General features: G+C 62.0%; 19 protein-coding genes. 9 read left to right on the top strand and 10 right to left on the bottom strand.

What is annotated here, in order from left to right; translation table 11 throughout:
- Positions 1-3: 3 nt before the first annotated feature.
- Positions 4-3360, bottom strand: coding sequence for a bifunctional lysylphosphatidylglycerol synthetase/lysine--tRNA ligase LysX (lysX, locus tag ACBG85_RS00495; RefSeq protein ID WP_372025789.1), 3357 nt, complete (start codon positions 3358-3360; stop codon positions 4-6).
- An 88-nt stretch (positions 3361-3448) separates the two neighbouring features.
- Between lysX and ACBG85_RS00500 the strand changes: the two genes are divergently transcribed.
- A complete protein-coding gene (locus ACBG85_RS00500) occupies positions 3449-3676 on the top strand; it encodes an RNA-binding S4 domain-containing protein (RefSeq protein ID WP_003943569.1) in 228 nt (75 codons plus the stop codon).
- 15 nt (positions 3677-3691) lie between these two features.
- Here ACBG85_RS00500 and rraA read toward each other — a convergent pair whose 3' ends face one another.
- Together rraA and ACBG85_RS00510 are read right to left on the bottom strand one after the other, a co-directional pair.
- Positions 3692-4168 carry a ribonuclease E activity regulator RraA gene (rraA, locus tag ACBG85_RS00505; protein WP_003943552.1) on the bottom strand — a complete coding sequence of 159 codons (477 nt, stop codon included), beginning with the start codon at positions 4166-4168 and terminating at the stop codon, positions 3692-3694.
- A gap of 30 nt (positions 4169-4198) precedes the next feature.
- Positions 4199-4822, bottom strand: a complete 624-nt coding sequence (locus tag ACBG85_RS00510) for a TetR/AcrR family transcriptional regulator (RefSeq protein WP_042453334.1) — start codon at positions 4820-4822, stop codon at positions 4199-4201.
- Positions 4823-4946: 124 nt separating this feature from the next.
- Here ACBG85_RS00510 and ACBG85_RS00515 point away from each other — a divergent pair, with 124 nt between their 5' ends.
- The 3 genes from ACBG85_RS00515 to ACBG85_RS00525 are packed head-to-tail and all read left to right on the top strand — an operon-like array spanning position 4947 to position 8302.
- Positions 4947-6155 carry a phosphotransferase family protein gene (locus ACBG85_RS00515; protein ID WP_372025791.1) on the top strand — a complete coding sequence of 403 codons (1209 nt, stop codon included), beginning with the start codon at positions 4947-4949 and terminating at the stop codon, positions 6153-6155.
- A complete protein-coding gene (locus ACBG85_RS00520; protein WP_064688032.1) occupies positions 6152-7315 on the top strand; it encodes a hypothetical protein in 1164 nt (387 codons plus the stop codon). The genes ACBG85_RS00515 and ACBG85_RS00520 overlap by 4 nt, the downstream gene beginning before the upstream one ends.
- Before the next feature lie 51 nt (positions 7316-7366).
- Positions 7367-8302, top strand: coding sequence for a tyrosine-protein phosphatase (locus tag ACBG85_RS00525; protein ID WP_372025793.1), 936 nt, complete (start codon positions 7367-7369; stop codon positions 8300-8302).
- A gap of 10 nt (positions 8303-8312) precedes the next feature.
- On the opposite strand, the gene ACBG85_RS00530 is transcribed toward ACBG85_RS00525, so the two are convergent.
- The gene (locus ACBG85_RS00530; RefSeq protein ID WP_372025795.1) at positions 8313-8888 is read right to left on the bottom strand and encodes a hypothetical protein; all 576 of its coding nucleotides are present in this window, start codon (positions 8886-8888) and stop codon (positions 8313-8315) included.
- Positions 8889-9036: 148 nt separating this feature from the next.
- Between ACBG85_RS00530 and ACBG85_RS00535 the strand changes: the two genes are divergently transcribed.
- A complete protein-coding gene (locus ACBG85_RS00535; RefSeq protein WP_372025797.1) occupies positions 9037-9495 on the top strand; it encodes a GNAT family N-acetyltransferase in 459 nt (152 codons plus the stop codon).
- A gap of 62 nt (positions 9496-9557) precedes the next feature.
- Here ACBG85_RS00535 and ACBG85_RS00540 read toward each other — a convergent pair whose 3' ends face one another.
- Positions 9558-10454: an oxygenase MpaB family protein gene (locus ACBG85_RS00540; RefSeq protein ID WP_003943533.1), complete on the bottom strand. Its 897-nt coding sequence runs from the start codon at positions 10452-10454 to the stop codon at positions 9558-9560.
- 171 nt (positions 10455-10625) lie between these two features.
- On the opposite strand from ACBG85_RS00540, the gene ACBG85_RS00545 reads away from it, so the two are divergent.
- Both ACBG85_RS00545 and ACBG85_RS00550 read left to right on the top strand, forming a co-directional pair.
- The gene (locus ACBG85_RS00545) at positions 10626-11084 is read left to right on the top strand and encodes a hypothetical protein (protein ID WP_003943607.1); all 459 of its coding nucleotides are present in this window, start codon (positions 10626-10628) and stop codon (positions 11082-11084) included.
- A 152-nt stretch (positions 11085-11236) separates the two neighbouring features.
- Complete coding sequence (locus ACBG85_RS00550; RefSeq protein ID WP_143542652.1) at positions 11237-11620, top strand: helix-turn-helix domain-containing protein; 384 nt, start codon at positions 11237-11239, stop codon at positions 11618-11620.
- On the opposite strand, the gene ACBG85_RS00555 is transcribed toward ACBG85_RS00550, so the two are convergent.
- The 3 genes from ACBG85_RS00555 to ACBG85_RS00565 form a co-directional block, all read right to left on the bottom strand.
- Positions 11566-13014 (bottom strand): histidine-type phosphatase, encoded by a 1449-nt coding sequence (locus tag ACBG85_RS00555; RefSeq protein ID WP_003943593.1) that lies wholly within the window; start codon positions 13012-13014, stop codon positions 11566-11568. The two genes, ACBG85_RS00550 and ACBG85_RS00555, sit on opposite strands and share 55 nt — an antisense overlap.
- Before the next feature lie 378 nt (positions 13015-13392).
- Positions 13393-15042, bottom strand: a complete 1650-nt coding sequence (locus ACBG85_RS00560; RefSeq protein WP_372025800.1) for a class I adenylate-forming enzyme family protein — start codon at positions 15040-15042, stop codon at positions 13393-13395.
- The gene (locus ACBG85_RS00565; protein ID WP_007735859.1) at positions 15039-15992 is read right to left on the bottom strand and encodes a cyclase family protein; all 954 of its coding nucleotides are present in this window, start codon (positions 15990-15992) and stop codon (positions 15039-15041) included. Before ACBG85_RS00565 ends, ACBG85_RS00560 begins: the two co-directional genes overlap by 4 nt.
- A gap of 163 nt (positions 15993-16155) precedes the next feature.
- Here ACBG85_RS00565 and ACBG85_RS00570 point away from each other — a divergent pair, with 163 nt between their 5' ends.
- Both ACBG85_RS00570 and ACBG85_RS00575 read left to right on the top strand, forming a co-directional pair.
- Positions 16156-17034 carry a TetR family transcriptional regulator gene (locus ACBG85_RS00570; protein WP_372025802.1) on the top strand — a complete coding sequence of 293 codons (879 nt, stop codon included), beginning with the start codon at positions 16156-16158 and terminating at the stop codon, positions 17032-17034.
- Between the two features lie 46 nt (positions 17035-17080).
- Positions 17081-18808 carry an oleate hydratase gene (locus tag ACBG85_RS00575; RefSeq protein ID WP_073512952.1) on the top strand — a complete coding sequence of 576 codons (1728 nt, stop codon included), beginning with the start codon at positions 17081-17083 and terminating at the stop codon, positions 18806-18808.
- 7 nt (positions 18809-18815) lie between these two features.
- Here the strand turns inward: ACBG85_RS00575 and ACBG85_RS00580 are convergent, their stop codons facing one another.
- Together ACBG85_RS00580 and ACBG85_RS00585 are read right to left on the bottom strand one after the other, a co-directional pair.
- Positions 18816-19193: a DUF5313 family protein gene (locus ACBG85_RS00580; RefSeq protein WP_003943558.1), complete on the bottom strand. Its 378-nt coding sequence runs from the start codon at positions 19191-19193 to the stop codon at positions 18816-18818.
- A gap of 30 nt (positions 19194-19223) precedes the next feature.
- Positions 19224-20195: a GlxA family transcriptional regulator gene (locus ACBG85_RS00585; RefSeq protein WP_372025804.1), complete on the bottom strand. Its 972-nt coding sequence runs from the start codon at positions 20193-20195 to the stop codon at positions 19224-19226.
- Positions 20196-20250 lie beyond the last annotated feature (55 nt).

Raw genomic sequence — 20250 nt, forward strand, 5'->3', positions numbered from 1 at the left:
GGACTACTGACGCGGTTTCGCGAGGGGGAAGGCCAGCGTCTCGCGGATGCTGCCACCCGTGATCAGCATGACGATTCGGTCGACGCCCATCCCGAGACCACCCGTCGGCGGCATCGCGTGTTCGAGGGCTTGGAGGAAGTCTTCGTCCAATTCCATCGCTTCCGGGTCGCCGCCGGCCGCGAGCATCGACTGCTCGGTGAGCCGGTTGCGCTGATCCACAGGGTCGGTCAGCTCGCTGTATGCGGTTCCGAGTTCGACGCCCCACGCCACCAGGTCCCACTTCTCGGCGACGCCGGGGATGCTGCGGTGCGGCCGGGTGAGCGGCGACATCGAGGTGGGGAAGTTGGTGTAGAACGTCGGGAACTCCGTGTAGTCCTCGACCAGATGCTCGTACATTTCCTGCGCGATGGCGCCGGTATCCCAGCTGGACTGGTACGGGATCTCATTGGCGTCGCACAACTTCTGCAGGTCTTCGAGACTTGTCTCGGGGGAGACGTCGACACCAAGTTTTTCGGCGACGGCGCCGTGCATCGTCTTCACCGGCCACTCACCGGAGATGTCGACCTCGACCAGTTCGCCGTCCGGGCCGGGACGCATGATGATCTCGCGACCGAATGCTGCGACGGCCGCCGCCTGGATCAGCTTGCGGCACATCCGCATCATGCCCTCGTAGTCGCTGTGGGCTTCGTAGGCCTCGAGGATCGTGAACTCGGGATTGTGTTTGAAGTCGACGCCCTCGTTGCGGAACACGCGGCCGATCTCGAACACCTTCTCCATACCGGCGACGCACAACCGCTTCAGGTACAGCTCGGGTGCGATGCGGAGATAGAGGTCGAGGTTGTACGCGTTGATGTGTGTCAGGAACGGAGCAGCGTTCGCGCCGCCGTGCACCTGCTGCAGGATCGGGGTCTCGACTTCGAGGTATCCGCGACCACCGAGTGAATCGCGCAGCGACTTCACGACGGCGCTTCGGGCCTCGAGCAGTTCGCGGGCCTTCGGGTTGAGGGCGATGTCGAGGTACCGCTGGCGGACGCGGGTCTCGGGATCCGAGAGGCCTTTCCACTTGTCCGGCAGCGGGTGCAGGCACTTGCCGTTCATGCGCCACTCGACGGCAATGAGCGACAGCTCGCCCTTGCGGCTGCGCCCGATGGTTCCGCTGACTTCGATCAGGTCACCGAGATCGAACTCGGCAGCGAACTCCGCCAGCTTCTCGCGGCCGACGTTGTCCTGGTCGACCAGGACCTGAATGTCGCCGGACCAGTCGCGCACGTCCGTGAACACCACTCCGCCGTAGTCGCGGACCCGCAGGAGGCGTCCCGCGATTCGCACGCGGGTGCCCTCCGGTGACTTCGCTGCGGCGGCAATCGTGTGGGTCGGCGGATAGGCGACGGGGTACGCGGCGATCCCTTCGTCGGCCAATTGCGCGAGCTTGTTCATGCGCACGCGGACCTGCTCGGGTCGACGCGGACCGTTGGTCGTGAACGTCGGCGCCGAGTCCGGCGGGCTGCCGTCGGCATGCAGTCCTTCGGAAGTCACTAGAGCTGCCGGCACCGCCGCATGCGTGCCCGTGTGCTTGACGACCTGGCTGGACTTGCGCCCGAAACTGGGCAGAACCACAAAGCCTTCGGCGATGGCCGACGCGAATCCGACGCGCGGCAGTTCGCGGTTGTCCTCGAAGCAGAGGAAGCGCGGCGCCCAATCCGGCTGGTATTTCACGTTCGAGCGGTACAGCGCTTCGAGCTGCCACCAGCGGGAGAAGAAGACGAGCACCGAGCGCCAGATGCGGAGGATCGGGCCGGCGCCGATGCGCGAACCTTCCTCGAACACCGAGCGGAACACGGCGAAGTTGAGCGAAACTCGCACGACGCCGATCTCGTCCGAACGTGTGGCCAACTCCGAGACCATCAATTCGACGACACCGTTGGGCGCCGTCGGCTTACGGCGCATCAGGTCGAGCGAAACACCGTTCGGTCCCCACGGCACGAGCGAGAGCATGCCGACGACGCTTTCGTCCTCGGTGCCTTCACCCATGACGGCTTCGACGAGGAGGCAATCGCCGTCGAGGTGATCGCCCAGTCGGCCGAGCGCCATGGAGAAGCCGCGCTCGGTGTCGGTGTCGCGCCAGTCGTCGGCGCGGATGATGACGGCTGCCATGTCCTCGGGCGGGATGTCGCGATGGCGTCGCATCCGCACGGTGACGCCGTGACGCCTCACGCGGGTGACCGCCTGGCGCACCGGGCGCATGTCGCGTCCGTTGAGATTGAACTCGCGGGTGCGCAGGATCGCTTCGTCGCCGAGCTGCAGGACGCTCAGGCCCGCCTTCTTGTATGCCGTCGCCCCGGTTTCGCTGGCGCCCATGACGGCCGTCGCCCAGCCGTACTGCGACGCGAGCCCCTGCCACGCTTCGATGGCGTGCGGCCACGCTTCAGGATCACCGATGGGATCACCACTGGCGAGGCAGACGCCGATCTCGACGCGGTACGTGATCGCGGCCTTGCCGCTCGGCGCGAAGATGACCGCCTTGTCGCGGCGGGTGGCGAAGTAAGCGAGAGAGTCGTCGGCACCGAAGTTCTGGATCAACCCGCGGATCGCGGACTCGTCATTTCCGGTGAGGGCGTTGTTGGAGCGTTGCGCGCGGAAGAGCGTCATGACGGCTGCGAGTAGCGCGATGGCACCGAGGAGACCGAGGACCGTGTTGACGAAGACACGCGGGTGGCCGTCGAACACCTCGTTGTCGACCGAAGCTGCAGCGGTGACGCGGTTCAGGGCCCAGAGGAATCGCTGGTTCTGCGGTAGGTCACCTGGGAAGAGTTCGACAAGGCCCCAACCGATCACGGTCGCTACAGCCATGCCGCCGATCAGTACGCCGAGTGCTTTCCAGCCGGCGCCGCGCCGTACGCGTGTGTAGAACTCGGGCCTCGCCGCGATGAGGATTCCGATCACGACAAGCAGAACGACAACCGCCACGGCGTTGTTCGGGTTCTTGTCGACGATCGCGGAGGCGATGTTGGTGAGGGTGATCAGTGACAGGTAGATCGTCAACAGCCACCAGGCGATGCGCTTGCGGCTCGCGAGGGCGGCGGCGAGCAGGGCGACGACGAGCGCCCACGACAGGCTCGTATCCGGTGCGTCGAAGTAGTAGCTGTCGATGTATTCGCGTGGGACGCGGAGGATGTGCCGCAGTACCGGCGAGATGCTCCACAGGAACACCAGTACGGAGAAGACTCCGAGGATCAGTCCCGAGATATGGGGAACCTGGCTGAACCGCCCTTTGCGGAATCGACGCGCCTGGCGCGGATTTTCGGGTGGCGATTCCACCAACTCTGCAGTGGTGTCCGATACCTCGGTCAATGGTGCCATCGAGCTTCCTCTCCTACCGGTCGATCAGATCCTCACGCTAAGTGTGGTCTGTCGTGTCCAGTTTTGTGGGAGGAGGAAGATGATTGACATGACCGACAACATTCCAGCAGTACCCATCCGCGACGAAATGATTCGGCTCGGTCAGTTTCTCAAGCTCGCGAACCTCATCGAATCGGGCGCGGAGGCGAAGGAAGTGATCGCCGACGGCATGGTTTCGGTCAACGGTGAGGTCGAAGATCGTCGGGGCCGCCAGCTTCGTGACGGCGATGTCGTCGAGATCGGCGGGATGGCCGCCAAAGTGGAAGCCCCCGCCTGATCCCGCGACTTCTGACTAGCTCTCGCGAACGACGACGCCGTCCTGGTCGCTGTAGACGATCTCGCCGGGGTTGAAGGTGACTCCGCCGATTTCGATCGGCACGTTCTTCTCGCCCGAACCGGTTTGCGTGCTCTTGCGCGGGTTGGTGCCCAATGCCTTGACGCCGATGTCGAGGGTGCGCAGGATCGCGGAGTCGCGGACGGCTCCGTTGACGATGACGCCGGCCCAGCCGTTGTCGACGCCGCGGCCGGCAATGATGTCGCCGACCAGGGCGGTGTGGATGCTCGCGTCACCGTCGACGACGAGGACTCCGCCGTTGCCCGGTTCACTGAGGGTCTGCTTCACGAGCAGGTTGTCCTGGAAGCACTTGATGGTGGTGATGGGGCCGGCAAAGACTTCACGTCCACCGAACTGGGTGAACTGCGTGTCGCAGCTACGGATGTCGGGTCCGATCTCGTCGGCAAGGTCAGCGGTCGCTACAGGCTCGGTCATGCCCCACAGGATAGTCGGCGAGGTTGGCGCCTAGTTGTCGTCGGGGAGTATGCCGTTCAGCACTATGTCGGCAAGAGAATCGGCAAACGGTCCCGGGTCCGAGACGTCGCGAACCGACATCGCGAAGATGGCCGCGCCAGCCATGATGTCGAGAAGAGCGTCGGCGTCGACGCCGCTTCGGATGTCGCCGCGCTCTCTCGCCGCCTCGAGTCGACGGTTCAGCTCGACGCGGACTCCGGCCAGTTGCCGCACCACGAGAACGTCGCGTAATTCCGCGTTTGTTCGCACTTCGCTCATCAATCCGGGAGCAGCGGCTCGTGTGGCGGGAGCTGCGAACAGAGCAACCGCGCCGTGCACCAGCGCGCGGATCTGATCCGTGATCGTGCCCTCGGTGCCGAGTTCGGTGTCGATGTCAGCGCCCTGTTCGACGTCGAGTACGGGGTAGATCGCGTCGTTGACGATGTGTGCCTTCGACGGCCACCGACGGTAGATGGCTGGACGTCCTACTCCCGCACGCGTGGCTATGGCGTCGATGGACGTGCCCGCGTACCCCTTTTCTTCCAACAGTTGCCTGGTCGCGTCCAGTACTGCGTCGTCGATTGCAGGGTTTCGCTGCGGGCCCAGGCGGTGCTGAGTTTCGGAATCTTTGGACATTTTGGGCAAATCCCTTGCGGTATCGCTGTGATGGCCGTTACATTCTGTCACGGCTTTAGTCGATACATATTGTATCGACAATCGGCACGTGCGCATCGGCGCCACCGAACCACGAGGAGTGGTGATGAACCTTCGAACCGAAACAGAAAACTCCGGCGAAGATCCCGACTACGCCGAATTTGCCAGGCCCGGCGAATCCCGCAACGACCCGGCAGAGATGCGGCGCAGCCTCGAAGGCTGGCTCGCGACCGTGCTGTGGCGAGGCTCGAAACCTTCCGTGACCTCGGTCGAGGTACCGGCCGCGAACGGCATGTCCAACGAAACTGTGCTTTTCGACGCGACGTGGATCGAGGACGGGATTCGAGCCGAGCATCGCTTGGTCGCCCGTATCGCCCCGCGGGACAGTGCGGTACCGATCTTTCCGTCTTACAACCTGGACCAGCAGTTTCGGGTCATGAGCGCCGTCGCCGCTCACACGTCGGTGCCGATCCCGCGGGTGTACTGGTCCGAGAGCAACCCGGACGCGCTCGGCGGCGAGTTCTTCGTGATGGAACGGCGTGAGGGCGAAATCCCGCCCGATGTCATGCCGTACACGTTCGGATCCTGGCTCTCGGAAGCTTCGGCCGACGACTGTTCTCGACTCCAGCAGTCATCGGTCCGGGTGCTCGCCGAGCTACACGCTATGGCCGATCCGCACCTCGCACTCCCCGAGTTGTGCCGCGATGGTGCCGAACCGACTGGGGCAGAAGCACTTCGCGCGCACCTCGAGGACCAGCGGCGCTATTACGAGTGGACAACAGCCGACGGACCAGGATCTCCGTTGATCGAGCGCGGTTTCGACTGGATCGAAGCGAACTTTCCCGTCGATGCCGGTTCCGCAGTGCTCTGCTGGGGTGACTCGCGGATCGGAAATGTCATCTACCGCGACTTCGAGCCGGCGGCGGTCCTCGATTGGGAGATGGCCACACTGGGGCCGCGTGAGCTGGACCTCGGCTGGATGATCTTCCAGCACAGGTTCTTCGAGGATCTCGCTGCCATGGCCGGACTCCCCGGAATGCCGGACTTCCTTCGTCGCGAGGACGTGGCAGATGCCTACGGCTCGCTTTCCGGCCACCAGGTTGCGGATCTAGATTTCTACATCCTTTTCGCCGCGCTGCGGCACGCGGTGATCATGTTCCGAGTCCAAAGCCGCGCAGTGGCTTTCGGTCAGGCCGAATTCCCCGACAACCCGGACGAGATGATCCTGCACCACAAAACACTCGAAGCCATGCTCGACGGCACCTATTGGGAGTCGCTCGCAACATCCCCGCTCACAACAGGAGATGCACGATGACACTGTCCCCGCTCGACGACTACCCGGTACATCAGATCGCCGAGACCATCCGCCACGTGGGCACCTCGGATCGAAACTTCTACGACCGCTACTACTTCAACTGCCATGCCGGCGTCGACGGCGACACCGAGCCGCTGTTTCTCATCATCGGTCTCGGTCAGTACCCCAATCTTGGTGTATGCGACGGCTTTGCGGTTCTTCGGCGCGGCGAAGACCATATTGTCTTCCGGGCATCCCGAGCCTTGGGTGACGATCGTATGGACCTGTCAGTAGGCCCACTGCGAATCGAAATCATCGAGGGTCTGCACCGCCTACGTGTGGTGTTGGACCCGAGTCCCGAAGCGCCGGACCTGAGCTTCGACCTCACCTTCGAGTCCGACGGCCCCGCCAATCTCGAGGCCAGACATTTCCATCGCCAGCTCGAACGAGTCACCTTCGACACGCAACGATTCGTGCAGACCGGAACATGGTCCGGATCCTTGACCGTCGACGGCGACGTCATCCCGGTCACCCCGGAGACGTGGCGGGGTAATCGCGATCGGTCCTGGGGTGTGCGACCGGTCGGCGAAGCGGAACCGCCTGGACGCAAGGCAGATCCGGCGATAGCCGGCAGTCAGAACTTCTTCTGGATTTACTCGATCATGCAATTCGGCGACTTCACCATCGTCACGATCGTTCAAGAAGATCAGCAGGGACGCCGAATCCTCGAAGATGCGACTCGCGTCTGGGCGGACCGCTCGCGTGAGCCGGAGTGGTTGGGTCGACCGGACCACCAGCTCACCTTCATTTCCGGTACTCGCGAGGTGAAGAGCGGAACGCTGTACTTCCGGCGCCCCGGTGCACCAGGCGAATCCGACCACATCCTGGAGATAACCTGCGAACCGATTCTGCCCAACTACATCGGTGTCGGTACGGGCTACGGACTCGAGCAGGATTGGCGCCACGGGATGTGGCAGGGAGAACTGGTGGTTCAGGGCCTGCGAGAGAAGGTTTCGGACATCGAACCGTGGAAGAAGATGCTGTGCCCGGTCGACAATTTGGCCCGGTTCACCCTTGTAGAAGACGGCGTAACTCGCACCGGGACAGGACTGTTCGAGGTAGCAGTCATCGGACCCCATCAGCGATACGGGTTCACCGGAATCGGTGATGTCGCACCGTAACTCCAGCTCACCAAACCGCAAATCCCAAACCACAGAGAGAGACACTGCCACATGTCCACACGCTCACGAATGTTGTTCGCTCGCGGTGCGAAGGCCGCCGCACTTGTTGTCACCGGAGGCCTGTTGTTTGCCGCTCCCGCCACGGCCATCCCGCTCGACTTGGGCTCTCTCAACGCGGGATCGGTCGATCTCGGCTCGCTCGATCCTGTCCTCGCGCCGACACCGAATTTGGCCTCCGTGGCCAACTTTCGCGACGTTGCCGGCAACGACGGTAGGGGATACGCCACCGTCGACGGCTCACACCTCAAGCGCGGCGTCATCTACCGGTCCAATGCGCTGACCGCTACCACCGACGCAGACAAGACGACACTCACCGGCCTCGGGCTTGCCGACGCCTATGACCTGCGCGGCGCAACCGAGATCTCCAACCCGTTCATCGGTGGCGCGGACAAACTCCCGGACGGTGTGACGTACACGAACATCCCCATCGAGTTCAAGGATCTCACCCAGCTCGCGACGACGATCAAGTCGCCGGAGGAGGCCAAGCAGTTCTTGGTCGACACCAACCGCAGTTTTGTCACCGATCCCGTTCGCCGTGCCGGCTTCAAGCAGGTCCTCTCGGACATCGCTGCGAGTGACGGGGTGCAGTTGTTCCATTGCACCTCAGGCAAGGACCGCACGGGTTGGACCGCGATGTTGCTGCAGTCCATCGCCGGTGTCCCCGCCCAGACGATCATGGACGACTATCTGTTGAGCAACACCTACCTTCAGGCGACCAACGAGAAGATCCTTGCGCAGATCTCTCAGGCCCTGAGCCCGCAGGTGGCGACCAATCTCGAGCCGGCCCTCGGTGTCGACGCTTCGTACCTGGAAGCTGGACTCGCGCAGGTAGCCAGCGATTACGGAACCGTCGACGGTTATCTCACCGAAGGTCTCGGACTCACTCCGGACACGATCGCGCTTCTGAAGGCCAAGCTGGTCGGCTAGTTTCTCGCTGCTAAAACGCTTGAACGAACGAGTACCAGTCGCCGTCGAACTCCTGGTATCCGATCTCGCCGTCGCGGCGGGGCTTGCCGAGATATGGTGCGCCGTCAGGTAAGTGCGCCAATCCGATCGAATCGATTAGACCACCCTCGATGTGGAAGCGGCACCCGTTGCCGACGGGCCAGACCTGCAGGACCCGGTAGACGCCAATTGTTTGGTTTTCCAACGACTTCTGGCAATCCGCGGCCACTGCTTCGAGCGAATCTTTCGACAATGCAAACGCAACATGCGAAGGGACGGAAAAGGTCACGAGCGCACCGGTGACGAGCACGATCACCGGCGCGATCGTGCTCAAACGCAGAGTTTTGTACTTCATCCAGCCAATCAGGCTGAGTATCAACCACACTCCGCCCAAACCGAGCAGTACTGAGGCTGCGAGCGCAAAGAACGGAAAGTACACAACCGGCGGCATGAAGGACCAGACGATGACGCCGCACGTGAGAGTGACAAGCACTGCGGTGACAATCGCTGTCACCTTCCACCAGGATGCCGGACCTCCACGCTCAGTTGTCGGATCACCGTCAGTCATCGGACAACCCTTGCACAACGCGGTAACTGCGGAGCGGCAACGAATGGAATTGTTCCACTGATTTACGTCGGGGTCGTCCTGCGTGGATCCGAAAATTGAACACTTTCGGCCCGGTCAGTGCGCTGACGCCTGAGGGTATGGTCGGATTGTGAACCAGGATCTGATCATTCGCCGCTACGTATCCTCGGATGAGGATGTGGTCGTCGACCTGTGGTCGCGCGCTGCCCGTGAAGCCCATCCGTTCCTTACGGGTGAGGGAACGGGCGAACGGGAACAGAAGATGCGAGAGGTTTATCTGATTCAGGCCGACAATTGGGTCGCTGAGCACAACTCCGCTGTCGTTGGACTGTTGGGAATGATCGGCCCCGAAATCGGGGGACTGTTCGTCGCGCCGGCGTCACAAGGGTTGGGCGTCGGGCGGGCGTTGGTCGAACACGCCACAACCATGCACGGCGAGGTGACACTCGAGGTCTACACCCTCAACGATCGCGCCCGCAGGTTCTATGCGCTGATGGAGTTCGAAGAAGAGGGGCGTCGACACGACGCCGAGACGAACCATGAATTGATCACCCTTCGTCGTACTGGTCGCGACTCCTCCCTCATCTAGGCATGAGAAACGCGAATCAGCCCGGGTGCCAGGAGTTCCACCACTCCACGATGGGAACCTGCTTACGCTTGGGCCTGCTGGTCTGCCTGCAGGTGCTTGACCGGGCATCCCGTGGGGAAGGTGCCGAGGTCTTCGACCTTGTAACCGTTCGGGTAGCTGCGGATGTTGGGCAGCTCGCGGGCGAATTTCCGCTTCGTACGCACGGGGAAGAACCGCAGCAGGCGCGCGCGGACCTTCAGCGCACCGCGTGAGACGACGCGCATCGCAGTGCTCGGGTGCCTGTAGTGGAAGGCGTCGAGTAGGTGATCGTCCATGAGAGCGAAGGCGAATCCCTTGACCAGAGCCTTCGGTGCCAGGTTGTTGGGCGGGAAGGTGCACATCAGGTCGAGGGTGGAATCAGCGACGGCTCGGGCGCCGGGATCGAATGAAAAGTGTTCGCGCTCATAGTCGTCGAGAAGTTTGACGAAGCCCTCGTAGGTGTCCGGCGTGTCTTTGATGTTCATGTACCGACCCAGGTGGCGGTAATAATTCGTCGACCCGACGATCTCGTTGTCGGTCATCTTCCGCCAGCCGTACTCGTCGAGCCATCTGACCGGCGTGACGACGAAGGTGGCCAGGACATAGAGCATGTCGTCGTTGGAGATGTCGTACGAGCCGTGCATCTGATTCATTCGACGCACGCTCTTGCGGCCTTCGGTGCTGCTGAGGCCGTGCTCGAGGATGGCGTCGAGGATCAGGCTGGTGTCGTCGTAGCGCTTCTGAACCTTGTCGGTGAACTCGCCCGTGGAGAAGAGGAGCTTGCCGATCGAGGGGACAGCGTATGTACGAAACAGTGCGAAGCTGAGCGCCTGATTGATGTCCCAGGGAAACTCTTGCGCCGCGAGAATGCGCGACATCTCTTCGTAATCGGTTTCGGGATCGAGTTGATCCGTGCGACTGCGGAGGTCGTAGCGCTTCATCTGAACACTCCCTGGGACTGGTCTGCGCGCGGCAGAGATAGGTGTGAGCTGCACCACCGACTGTAGTTCTGACAACACGCGTTGTCTAGGGGGTGTGAATAGTCGTCTTTCCTTCGTTTCGGGCGTTGTACCAGGGGTATCCGGAAAGTGTTGTCGACCCGAGGAGCAGCTATGAGCGTCACACGCACGGCCGGGGTTTTTGCGGCCATCGGACTACCGATTGCCGCGAGCGTCATGTTCGCCGGAGTCGCCTCGGCTGATCCGCCCCACCCTTTCGGCGGCGCCGCCGTCACTATCGGGTGTCCGAATCAGGGGTCGCTGGCCTCGTTGACCGGGCTCACCGGCCAGTCCGGGCCAGAATCCAATCCGCCCATCGCCAAGGGTGACATTCGCTTCGATTCGTTCCCGGCCGCTGCACCCATCCCGGCGGCGGGTCAGGTGACTGTTGCGTGGGTCAACACCGACACGGGCAAGTCCGGAATCGTCGACCTGGTCGGTACCTATCCGTACCTGTCCGCGACGGTGAACACCGGCGTCGGCAATGTCGTTGCGACGGCGTTCGGTTCGATCAACTGGGGCAGTAGTCCCATCTGCCAGTCGAATCCGACGATCGGCAGGTTCATAGCCTGATCTTGAGCCTGATCGTCACAGCCTGGACGGGCACAGGGTTGGCGGTATCGCGTGATTATCTGTCATCTCGGAGATACCGCCGGGTCCGTCCCATCCCATATTCTGAAACATGTTAGGTGAAAGCATATTTCAGGGATGGAAAAGGTGGCGACGTGAACGGGTCGAGCGCGCGTCAGTTGATGAGCCAGATGCTCGTCGAAAAACGAAACAGTCTTGCGCCCGAAATGGTCGGCATGCGCTGCGAGGGTGCTCGCCGAATGCACGGCCTCAGTCGGCGCGATGTCGCGCAGATTGCCGACATCAGTTTCAATCACTATCAGCGGCTGGAACAGGGTACGTCCGTTGGTGTTTCGGCTCCGGTCATCGTGAGGATCTGCGACGCCTTGTTGATGGAAGACGACGAGAAGGCGCGCATGCTGGCATTGCACCAGGTATGGGCGCGCCCTCGTCGACCGCTGGCTGGATCCCGAGTTGCCGGATCTCAGGCTGCCGGTGAAATCTCCGGCAGGCAGCGGGCCAGTTCGTCCGGCGTGTAGAAGAAACTCCCGGCGCTCACCGGAGCGCACGGGGCAGCAAATGCTGTCTCGCGCTCGTTGTAGAGCATTCGGACCAGACGCTTACCCTCCGGTCCGGCGTAGACGTCCCACTGCACGTTGGCAGCCATCGGGCTGACCTGCGATCCGCGCCAGGGGTTGTTCGCATAGGTGTAGAGGTCGCCCTCCGCCTGCGAGACGGTGCTCCCCGGCAGTTTCAAGAGTGCCGCGAAGGGGATGATCGTTTCTGCGTGTGCAAACCGGAAATCCGCTCCCGGGACGGCGTCGTCGCCGGTGTGTTTCTGCAGGCCGCGCAGGAACTCGTCGCGCAGGACAGTTGCCATCCGGTAGGTGACGTCTTCACCGGTGAAGCCCGGGCCCTTGGCGTAGAAGTCCTCGGCATCGTTCGTGTATGCGAGCCACTGCGCGTCAGCAGGTTCGATGAACCGCTCGAAATTCCACTTGCCTTCTTCGGCCATGCCCGGAGTGATGATGTACGTGTTGTACAGCATGTACGCGGCGTCGACTTCGTTGTCGATCGTGCTGGAACCCTTGCCACGGTCGACGAGTGAGAACTCGCCCGCACTCAGCCGGTTCACGAAGTCCTCCGAGTAGAGCCTGAGCATCATGTGCCGCGAGACCTCGCGGGTGCGGGGAAGATCGGCGATCTGGTCGTCGACGGCTTTCAGTCGAGGATCGGACTCTTCGTAGTCCTTGTAGTCGGCGTTTGCATCCGAGTCGTGGAAGTAGAGAAGGTCGGCATCCGTGGTCACCGGTGCAACATCGCCGGCGACGGCTGGAAACGCACCGGTCAGCCCTTGCGCGAAGTTCTCGGCGCTGTCCACGGCACGGTCCACACCCGACGAGGTCAAGGTGATGGTGCCCTGTTGCGCTGCGATGGCGTCGAACAGTTGGGGGAGGCGTTCGGTGACCCGCGCGCCGAGCTGTCTGTGTTCGGTGATCCCGCGTCCGCTGAGGTTGCCGTACCCCAGCTTCTTGTTGGCGGCCATGAGATCACGGAGGGCCGGGCCGAATTCCTTGCCGACGGGAGTCAATGCGTTCTCGGCTTCGGCGATTTCCCACAGCTGCAGGCTGAGGTCGTCGTACTTCAGGCTCGACAGTGCTCTGGAACCATGGCGCGCAACACTTTCCGTGTACACGGGGGAGTATCCCGTCGGCGGCGCCTGATAGTCGGCGATGCGCTGGCCGGGAGTGTAGGGCGTCTTGGACGTGAAGCCGCCGTCGCTGACGGTCGGTATCTCTGTCGAACCGGAACTCGAACCGGCGTCGAGCGAACCGAACGGTGACGCCGTGGCGATGGACTGGACGCTGCTGGTGACAAGCACTAGTCCGACAGCGCCGGCAGCGGCCAGCACGCCGAAGCGTGAGCTTCGCATGGTGAGTTGATCCTCTCCGTCGGTGCCGAGGTGACACGACGGAAGGAAAGTTAGAACAGCTAAGCGTCCGAATTGCACCTATCTGCCCATGTGCAGATGGACGCGGGGTTACAAGTTTCGGATTCGCGAAGCTCAGGAGGGTTTGGCGGCAATCCCGATCGACACGGAGAGCGACAACGCGATGAGGGTCATGGCCAGCCACTGGTAGCTCTTGGGCGTGGGCTGCTTCTTACGTCCGAACTTGCTCACTGATGTCTCCCGTTTGTCCGTGGGTACTCAGCACATATTACTGTTCCATTACCTCAATGGCGCGGTCGACCGGAAACTGTGCGCGATCAGACAGCAGGCGGACCGCGAAGTCCGCCCGCTGCCCCGCGATCAAGAGATCGTGCGCAGTTCCCGTCGCAGTATCTTGCCGGTGACGGTCTTGGGCAGTTCCTCCACCAGCACCACGGAGCGTGGGTACTTGTACGCCGCCATCCGCTGCTTGCAGTGATCGATCAGATCTTCCGGGGTGACGGACGCCCCCGCGACGAGGCTGACAAACGCCTTCACCGTCTCACCGCGGTATTCGTCGGCGATCCCGACGACTGCCGCCTCACGGACTGCGGGGTGCTCGGCAAGAACGTCCTCGACCTCGCGTGGCCACACCTTGTAGCCGGACGCGATGATCATGTCCTTCTTACGGTCGACGACGTAGAACCAGCCGGCTTCGTCCATGAACCCCACGTCGCCGGTGTGGAACCACCCGTCGCGAATGGCCGACGCACTCTCCTCCGGCTTGTTCCAGTAACCGCGCACCACCTGTGGACCTCGGACGACCAGTTCGCCGATCTCTCCGATCGGCAGGACCGCACCGCCCTCGTCTTCGATGCGGACCACGGTGTTGGGTACTGGAACGCCGACGGACAGTGCCCCGGACGTGGGGTCGACGGGGGTATCCGCACCAACGGGAACGGCATGGGTCGGCGACGTGGTCTCGGTCAGCCCGTAGATGTTGTGCAGCGCAGCACCGGTCATGGCGCGGACGGCCTCGGCGGCAGTCGGCGAGATGGGTGCGCCGCCGGAATACAGCAACCGCATGGAGGAGAAGTCTTCCGGCGCGCAACCCGGAGTGTTGAGCAGTGCCGTAAAAGCAGTGATGGCGCCGACTGTGAATGTCGGTTGGTGCTCACGAATCGCGTCGAGCATCACCTCGGGCTGGAAGCGATAGGCAAGCACCAGCGGCATTCTCGCCAGGACGGACACCGCGATGTGACCGATCAACCCCGTGATGTGGAAGAGCGGTGCAACTCCGAGAACCGTGTCTTTCGGGGTGAGCCCCAACCAGTCCCGGTACACCTGGGCGTTGAAGGTCATGTTCGCGTGAGAGGTCATCGCTCCCTTCGGCGGACCGGTGGTTCCCGACGTATAGGTCAGTACCGCAATGTCTTCCGGTGCAGCGTCAGTGGTGATCGGATCGCCGAGACGATGTTCGTCGATCAGCGTCGCGAGATCGTCGGTACCGAGATCCTTCTTGACGATTCCGTCGAAAATCCTCGGATCGTTGCGACTTTGGTACTCGAGTTCCGAGGTGGTGATAACTCGCCTGACCGGCGAGTCGGAGACGACATTGCGGCCGACGGACTCGTAGAGCCCCTCGAGAGCGATCAGAACCGCTGCTCCGGAATCTTCGAGTTGGTATCCCAGTTCTCGTTCACGGCTCATGGGATTGATCGAGACTGCGACGCCGCCGGCTTTCCAGATTCCGGCGAGCGCAAGCACGAACTGCGGAACGTTCTGGAGGAACAGAGCGACGCGGTCACCCTTCACCAGTCCACCGGCTCGGAGTGCTCGGGCCAGCGCGTCACTCTGCTGATCCAGTTCGGCGTAACTGAGTTGACCGTCGAAGTACTTCACAGCCGTGGCGTCCGGATCAGAGCGGACCGCCGCTGCCAACATTTCGAGCATTGTGGGCTGTTCGACGTCGATGTCGGGGGGAACGTCGTTGCGGTACAACGCCAACCAAGGGCGATCTTCGTATGTCATTTGATGGCAACCGGATTCACGGGAGAGCCGCTGGCCTTTGCGACCTTGAGTGGCGCGGCGACGTACAGGAACGTGTACTGGCCGTCGGCCGCGCAGTCCGCGGCCAACTTCTCCAGATCGCAGATCTCGGTGAACACCACTCCGAGGTTGCGCATCAATGCGTTGTGGAGAACCAGTGCCACACCGTTTTCGGGGTCGGTGGTGACCTCGTTGGCAATGGTGTCGGTGACGAGGTTCGGAATCTCCATGTCCTGGAACCACTGGACGAGTTCGGGGCTGTAGATCAGGCCGGGCTCGCAGAAGCCCTCGTAGAAGGCTTCGCCCTGGTCGAAGAACAGCTTGAGGAAGTTGGTGCGGATGACGAGAATGTCACGCTTCTCGATGGTGACGCCCTGCGCTTCGGCACAGGCCAAAAGATCATGGTGCGTGAAGGTTTCGGCCTTGTCGAGGTTTTCCTTGCCGCGGAACTTCGCCATGTCGAGAAGTACTGCGCGTCCGACGACGCCGCGGTCGGCAATCGGTTCGACGCTGGCCTTCTCCAGGCCGCCGACAGTGGTATCAGCGGAGTATCCGTTCCACAGGGCGCCGTCGTACCAGACGTGGCCGAGTGCGTCGTACTGCGTCGAGCCCTGCAGGAACGCGTCGATCTTGTCGTCCGCGTAATGCAGGCCGCCGGGGAAGTTGGGGGCGTCGTCGCCGTCCCAGCTGCTCTCGTCGAAGATCTGTGTGCGCTCGGCGGGGCTCCGGCCCGGCCAGACCGGATCACCCTTGGGATCGCCGATAAGACGTTGGAGTGTGAACACGGAACCCTGCTTGATGGTTCCGACGCCACGAAGCACCTGTCCGGCGTCGAGGTAGTTCAGTGAACCGACCTCGTCGGACTCTCCCCACTTGCCCCAGTTGCTGGGTGCGTCGCGCAGGAGTTCTCCAAGATATGGCGCCTCGGTCATGGTGATTCGATCCTCTCGCTACCGACACCGAACGATCGCTCGGGCGGACCTGGGTCTTTGTGATCCACATCATGTTCAGGCCGATAATCAGTAGTCAACAGGTTCACCGATTGCCGTGGTCATCGCATTGTTGGAAATCCAATGTTCGGGAATACTGAACACTGTGACCGAATTCGAGAATGCCGTCCTGATCGGAGCGTCGATCCGGCAAGCGCGGCGTCACAGCGGGCTCTCGCTGCGTGAATTGGCCAGGCGTCTCGATGTCAGCCCGGCTACCCTCAGCGCTGTCGAGACCGGAAAGACCAGAGTCAGCGTCGACCGGTTGGCGGCAATCGGCGGGATTCTCGGAGTGCGTTTCGACGCTCTGCTCCCGGCTGCGATAGTGCGTCCGCCGGAACAGCCACGATGGGGAGGCGACGACGCCGACCAGGACGCACATTTTCGCCCGAACGAGTGGCGAAGGTTCGGCCCGAGTCCGTTCGATCCGGTGTTGGCGGCCGCGCTCGCGGAGATGGTGAAGACCGGATATCACGGCGCTGCGATGCGTGAGATCGCCAAACGTGCGCAGATGAGTGTTCCAGGTCTGTACCACCACTATTCCAGCAAGCAGCAGATGTTGGCCGAAATTCTCGACCTCACCATGGATGAACTCAACACGAGATCGTTGGCGGCAATCGACGAGGGCGAAAGTCCCTCCGAAAGGCTGGCTTTCCTCGTCGAATGTGTGACCTTGTTCCATATCTATCGGCGTGATCAAGGATTTCTCGGTGCCAGCGAAATGCGCAGTCTCACAGCCGAGAACAGGTTGCGCATCACGGAATCACGCAACTACCAGCAATGGTTGATGACGAAGCAGGTCGACGACGGAATCGCTGCCGGTGTGTTCGGGACGGATCGGCCGCGACAGGCCGCGCGTGCAATAGTCGTGATGTGTGTCTCTGTCGCGCAATGGTATCGGCCGAGCGGACCACAAACGCCCGAGGAAATTGCACGCGACTACGCGCGTTTTGCACTGGATCTGGTGCGCCTTCAGCGACCGTGACGGACGTCATCCGGTTCGGGTGATGCGCCAGCGGGCAAAGGGGTCCATGCTTGGAAGGTATCCGTACCGCGACTCGAGTAAGGAACGAAACCCAATGTCTTCCAAGCTGTCTCACAAGGCCTACATGATCGGTGCCGGCATCGGAAACCTCTCGGCTGCCGTCTATTTGATTCGAGACGGTGAGTGGAGCGGTGAGGACATCACCATCATGGGGCTGGACATGCATGGAGCGAACGACGGCGAATCTGCCGCTACCTTCCAGCACCAGTACGGTCATCGCGAGCTGGGCAACGACGCGGGCTTCATCAATCGTGGCGGTCGCATGCTCAACGAGGAGACCTATGAGAACCTCTGGGACGTGCTGAGTGTGGTTCCGTCGCTGGACAACCCGGGAAAATCGGTGACGGATGACATTCTCGATTTCGACCACGCGCATCCAACGCACGACGTCGCACGATTGATCGATCGCGACGGCATTCGCAACAAGGGTGAAAACGACTACAAGCACATGCAATTCGACAACAAGGATCGGTACTTGTTGACGAAGCTGATGACGATGCCGGAGTCGGACGAGGCAAAACTCGACGACATCAGTATCGAGCAGTGGTTCGAGGACACTCCGCACTTCTTCACCACCAACTTCTGGTACATGTGGGAGACCACATTTGCTTTCAAGCGGGTGAGTTCGGCGATGGAGCTGCGCCGGTACATGAACCGAATGATTCTCGAGTTCAGTCGCATTCAAACTCTTGCCGGTGTCACCAGATCCCCGTACAACCAGTACGAGAGCATCATCTTGCCGATGCGGGCCTTCCTCGAAGGCAAGGGCGTGAAGTTCGTCAACGAACTGAAGATCACGGAGTTCGTGTTCAAGGACACCCCGCTACGAGACGAGATCATCGTGACGGGACTCGATTACGAAAACGTCCGCACCGGTGAGAAGGGCCGAATCGACGTGGCAGAGGGCGATTTCGTCTTCGACACCAACGGCAGCATCACCGACAGTTCTTCGATCGGCGATCTCGACACCCCGATCGTCGAAGACATGAGATACGCACCGAGTGCGCTGCTGTGGAAGCAGGCCACCGAGCATTTCTACGATCTCGGGAATCCCGACAAGTTCTTCGGGGACCGGGCGCAGAGTGAGTGGACCAGCTTCACCGTCACCACTTCGTCACACGAGCTCATCAACGAGATTTCCCGAATCACCAAGCAGCTCCCCGGAAATGCGCTCAACACATTCGTGGACTCGAACGTGCTTCTCTCGATCGTGGTCCACCATCAGCCGCACTACCACGCGCAGAAGGAGAACGAAGGAGTCTTCTGGGGTTACTGTCTGTTCCCGCGCAAGGACGGCGACTACGTGAAGAAGCCGTTCATCGAGATGACCGGGCGGGAAATGCTGGAAGAGACGCTCGGACACCTCGAGGCGCTCGACGAGAGCGGTGCGCTCGCCGCGCGTCGACAAGAGATTATGGACAGCGTCGTGAATTCGATACCCAGCCATATGCCTTACGCCAGTGCGCTGTTCAATCGGCGCGCCGTCGGCGACCGGCCGCTGGTGGTGCCGAAGCACTCCAAGAACCTGGCGTTCATCAGTCAGTTCGCGGAGCTGCCGTTCGACATGGTGTTCACCGAGCAGTACTCGGTGCGCTGTGCTCAGGTAGCCGTCTACAAGTTCCTGGGGATTCCGGAAGACAAGCTCACCAAGATGCATCACTACGAGAAGGATCCGAAGGTCCTCGCCAAGGCCGCAGTGACGATGTTCCGCTGAGGGGTGCTCAGCGACCGTGCCGCTTCTCGTAGTCCTCGCGAGTGCGATCGGCACGGCGCTGGGCCTTCTCGTCGAGCAGTTCGGGATCGAGTCCGTGGCTCAGCAGGCGGTGACGGCGGTAGATGGTCCCGAGCGCCACGACGAAGTACGCGAGCGGGATGAGCAACAAGGCCATCATGGCCAAGGGAATCCAGATCGGTCCCGGAATCAAGAGGAACAGCAGAAGGATCAGCGTCGCCGGCACGGTGAAGCGGATGATGTAGCGGGCCTGGGCACCCGGTCCGACCAGATCGTTCCGCACCCAGTCCTGGTACCGGTCGGGGAGCGTCTTCCCCAGGAGGTATCCGCAGTACTGAGGAAAGTTCGGGCGAGTCTGTTCGGCCATGGCATCCAGGATAGTGCCTGGTACTGCCGCTTACACCGGTGCCTTGAACGTGCGTCGGTAGGCGCTCGGTGAAACGCCGAGGGCCTCGTTCATGTGTTGACGCATGGATGTCGCAGTCCCGAAGCCGGTTCGAGCAGCAATCGCATCGATCGACAGATCGGATTCCTCCAGTAGTTCCCGCGCCCGATCGACGCGTCTGCTGGTCAACCAGCGGTTCGGTGTGGTTCCGACTTCGTCGCGGAATCGACGGCTGAACGTGCGGACGCTCATGTTGGCGCGCGTCGCCAGGTCCGCCAGGGTGATCGGGTCGTCGAGATGTTCGAGGGCCCAGTGCCGAGCGTCGGCAGTCGATTCCGAAGGCTTGTCGGCCAGGGGGCGTCGGATGTACTGAGCTTGGCCACCGTCGCGCCACGGCGGTACGACGCAACGCCTCGCGACGGTGTTCGCCACTTCCATGCCGTGGTCACGCCTGACGATATGCAGGCAGAGGTCGACTCCCGACGCCACCCCGGCCGAGGTCAGGATGTGGCCTTCGTCGACGAACAGCACGTCCGGATCCACGTTCACCTTGGGATAGATACGCTGGAAATGGTCGGTGTTGCGCCAGTGCGTCGTGGCGCGGAGTCCGTCGAGCAAACCCGCCGCGGCGAGGATGTACGACCCGGTGCAGATCGAGACCAGCCGAGTGCCCGGCCGGATGTGTTGGAAAGCTGCGGCCAACTCGGGGGAGAGGTAGCCGTCTTCGTAGGCCGGACCCAACTCGTACGACGCGGGGATGACGACGGTGTCGGCGGTGGCGAGCAACTCGCTCCCGTGGTCGACCGAGATGCTGAAGTCTGCGTCGGTCTGCACGGGATTGCCGTCGACGGTGCACGTCAGGATCTCGTACAGCGGCCGATCCTCGACGTCGAGGGCACGTCCGAAGATGCGCGCCGGGATGCCGAGTTCGAAGGGAATGACTCCATTCAGAGCCAGTACGACGACGCGATGCGGACCAGACATGGCTTGATTCTTTCATATATTGGCAATCTGGCCACTGTTCTCGATCGAATCCGAA

Origin of the sequence: Rhodococcus sp. NyZ502 (assembly GCF_041464245.1) — a bacterium.
GTDB classification, from domain to species: Bacteria; Actinomycetota; Actinomycetes; order Mycobacteriales; family Mycobacteriaceae; genus Rhodococcus_F; species Rhodococcus_F qingshengii.

Coding starts and splice junctions, on each gene's coding strand:
- lysX (WP_372025789.1), bottom strand. CDS start 3,360: ATGGCACCATTGACCGAGGTATCGGACACCACTGCAGAGTTGGTGGAA.
- ACBG85_RS00500 (WP_003943569.1), top strand. CDS start 3,449: ATGACCGACAACATTCCAGCAGTACCCATCCGCGACGAAATGATTCGG.
- rraA (WP_003943552.1), bottom strand. CDS start 4,168: ATGACCGAGCCTGTAGCGACCGCTGACCTTGCCGACGAGATCGGACCC.
- ACBG85_RS00510 (WP_042453334.1), bottom strand. CDS start 4,822: ATGTCCAAAGATTCCGAAACTCAGCACCGCCTGGGCCCGCAGCGAAAC.
- ACBG85_RS00515 (WP_372025791.1), top strand. CDS start 4,947: ATGAACCTTCGAACCGAAACAGAAAACTCCGGCGAAGATCCCGACTAC.
- ACBG85_RS00520 (WP_064688032.1), top strand. CDS start 6,152: ATGACACTGTCCCCGCTCGACGACTACCCGGTACATCAGATCGCCGAG.
- ACBG85_RS00525 (WP_372025793.1), top strand. CDS start 7,367: ATGTCCACACGCTCACGAATGTTGTTCGCTCGCGGTGCGAAGGCCGCC.
- ACBG85_RS00530 (WP_372025795.1), bottom strand. CDS start 8,888: ATGACTGACGGTGATCCGACAACTGAGCGTGGAGGTCCGGCATCCTGG.
- ACBG85_RS00540 (WP_003943533.1), bottom strand. CDS start 10,454: ATGAAGCGCTACGACCTCCGCAGTCGCACGGATCAACTCGATCCCGAA.
- ACBG85_RS00545 (WP_003943607.1), top strand. CDS start 10,626: ATGAGCGTCACACGCACGGCCGGGGTTTTTGCGGCCATCGGACTACCG.
- ACBG85_RS00555 (WP_003943593.1), bottom strand. CDS start 13,014: ATGCGAAGCTCACGCTTCGGCGTGCTGGCCGCTGCCGGCGCTGTCGGA.
- ACBG85_RS00560 (WP_372025800.1), bottom strand. CDS start 15,042: ATGACATACGAAGATCGCCCTTGGTTGGCGTTGTACCGCAACGACGTT.
- ACBG85_RS00565 (WP_007735859.1), bottom strand. CDS start 15,992: ATGACCGAGGCGCCATATCTTGGAGAACTCCTGCGCGACGCACCCAGC.
- ACBG85_RS00575 (WP_073512952.1), top strand. CDS start 17,081: ATGCTTGGAAGGTATCCGTACCGCGACTCGAGTAAGGAACGAAACCCA.
- ACBG85_RS00580 (WP_003943558.1), bottom strand. CDS start 19,193: ATGGCCGAACAGACTCGCCCGAACTTTCCTCAGTACTGCGGATACCTC.
- ACBG85_RS00585 (WP_372025804.1), bottom strand. CDS start 20,195: ATGTCTGGTCCGCATCGCGTCGTCGTACTGGCTCTGAATGGAGTCATT.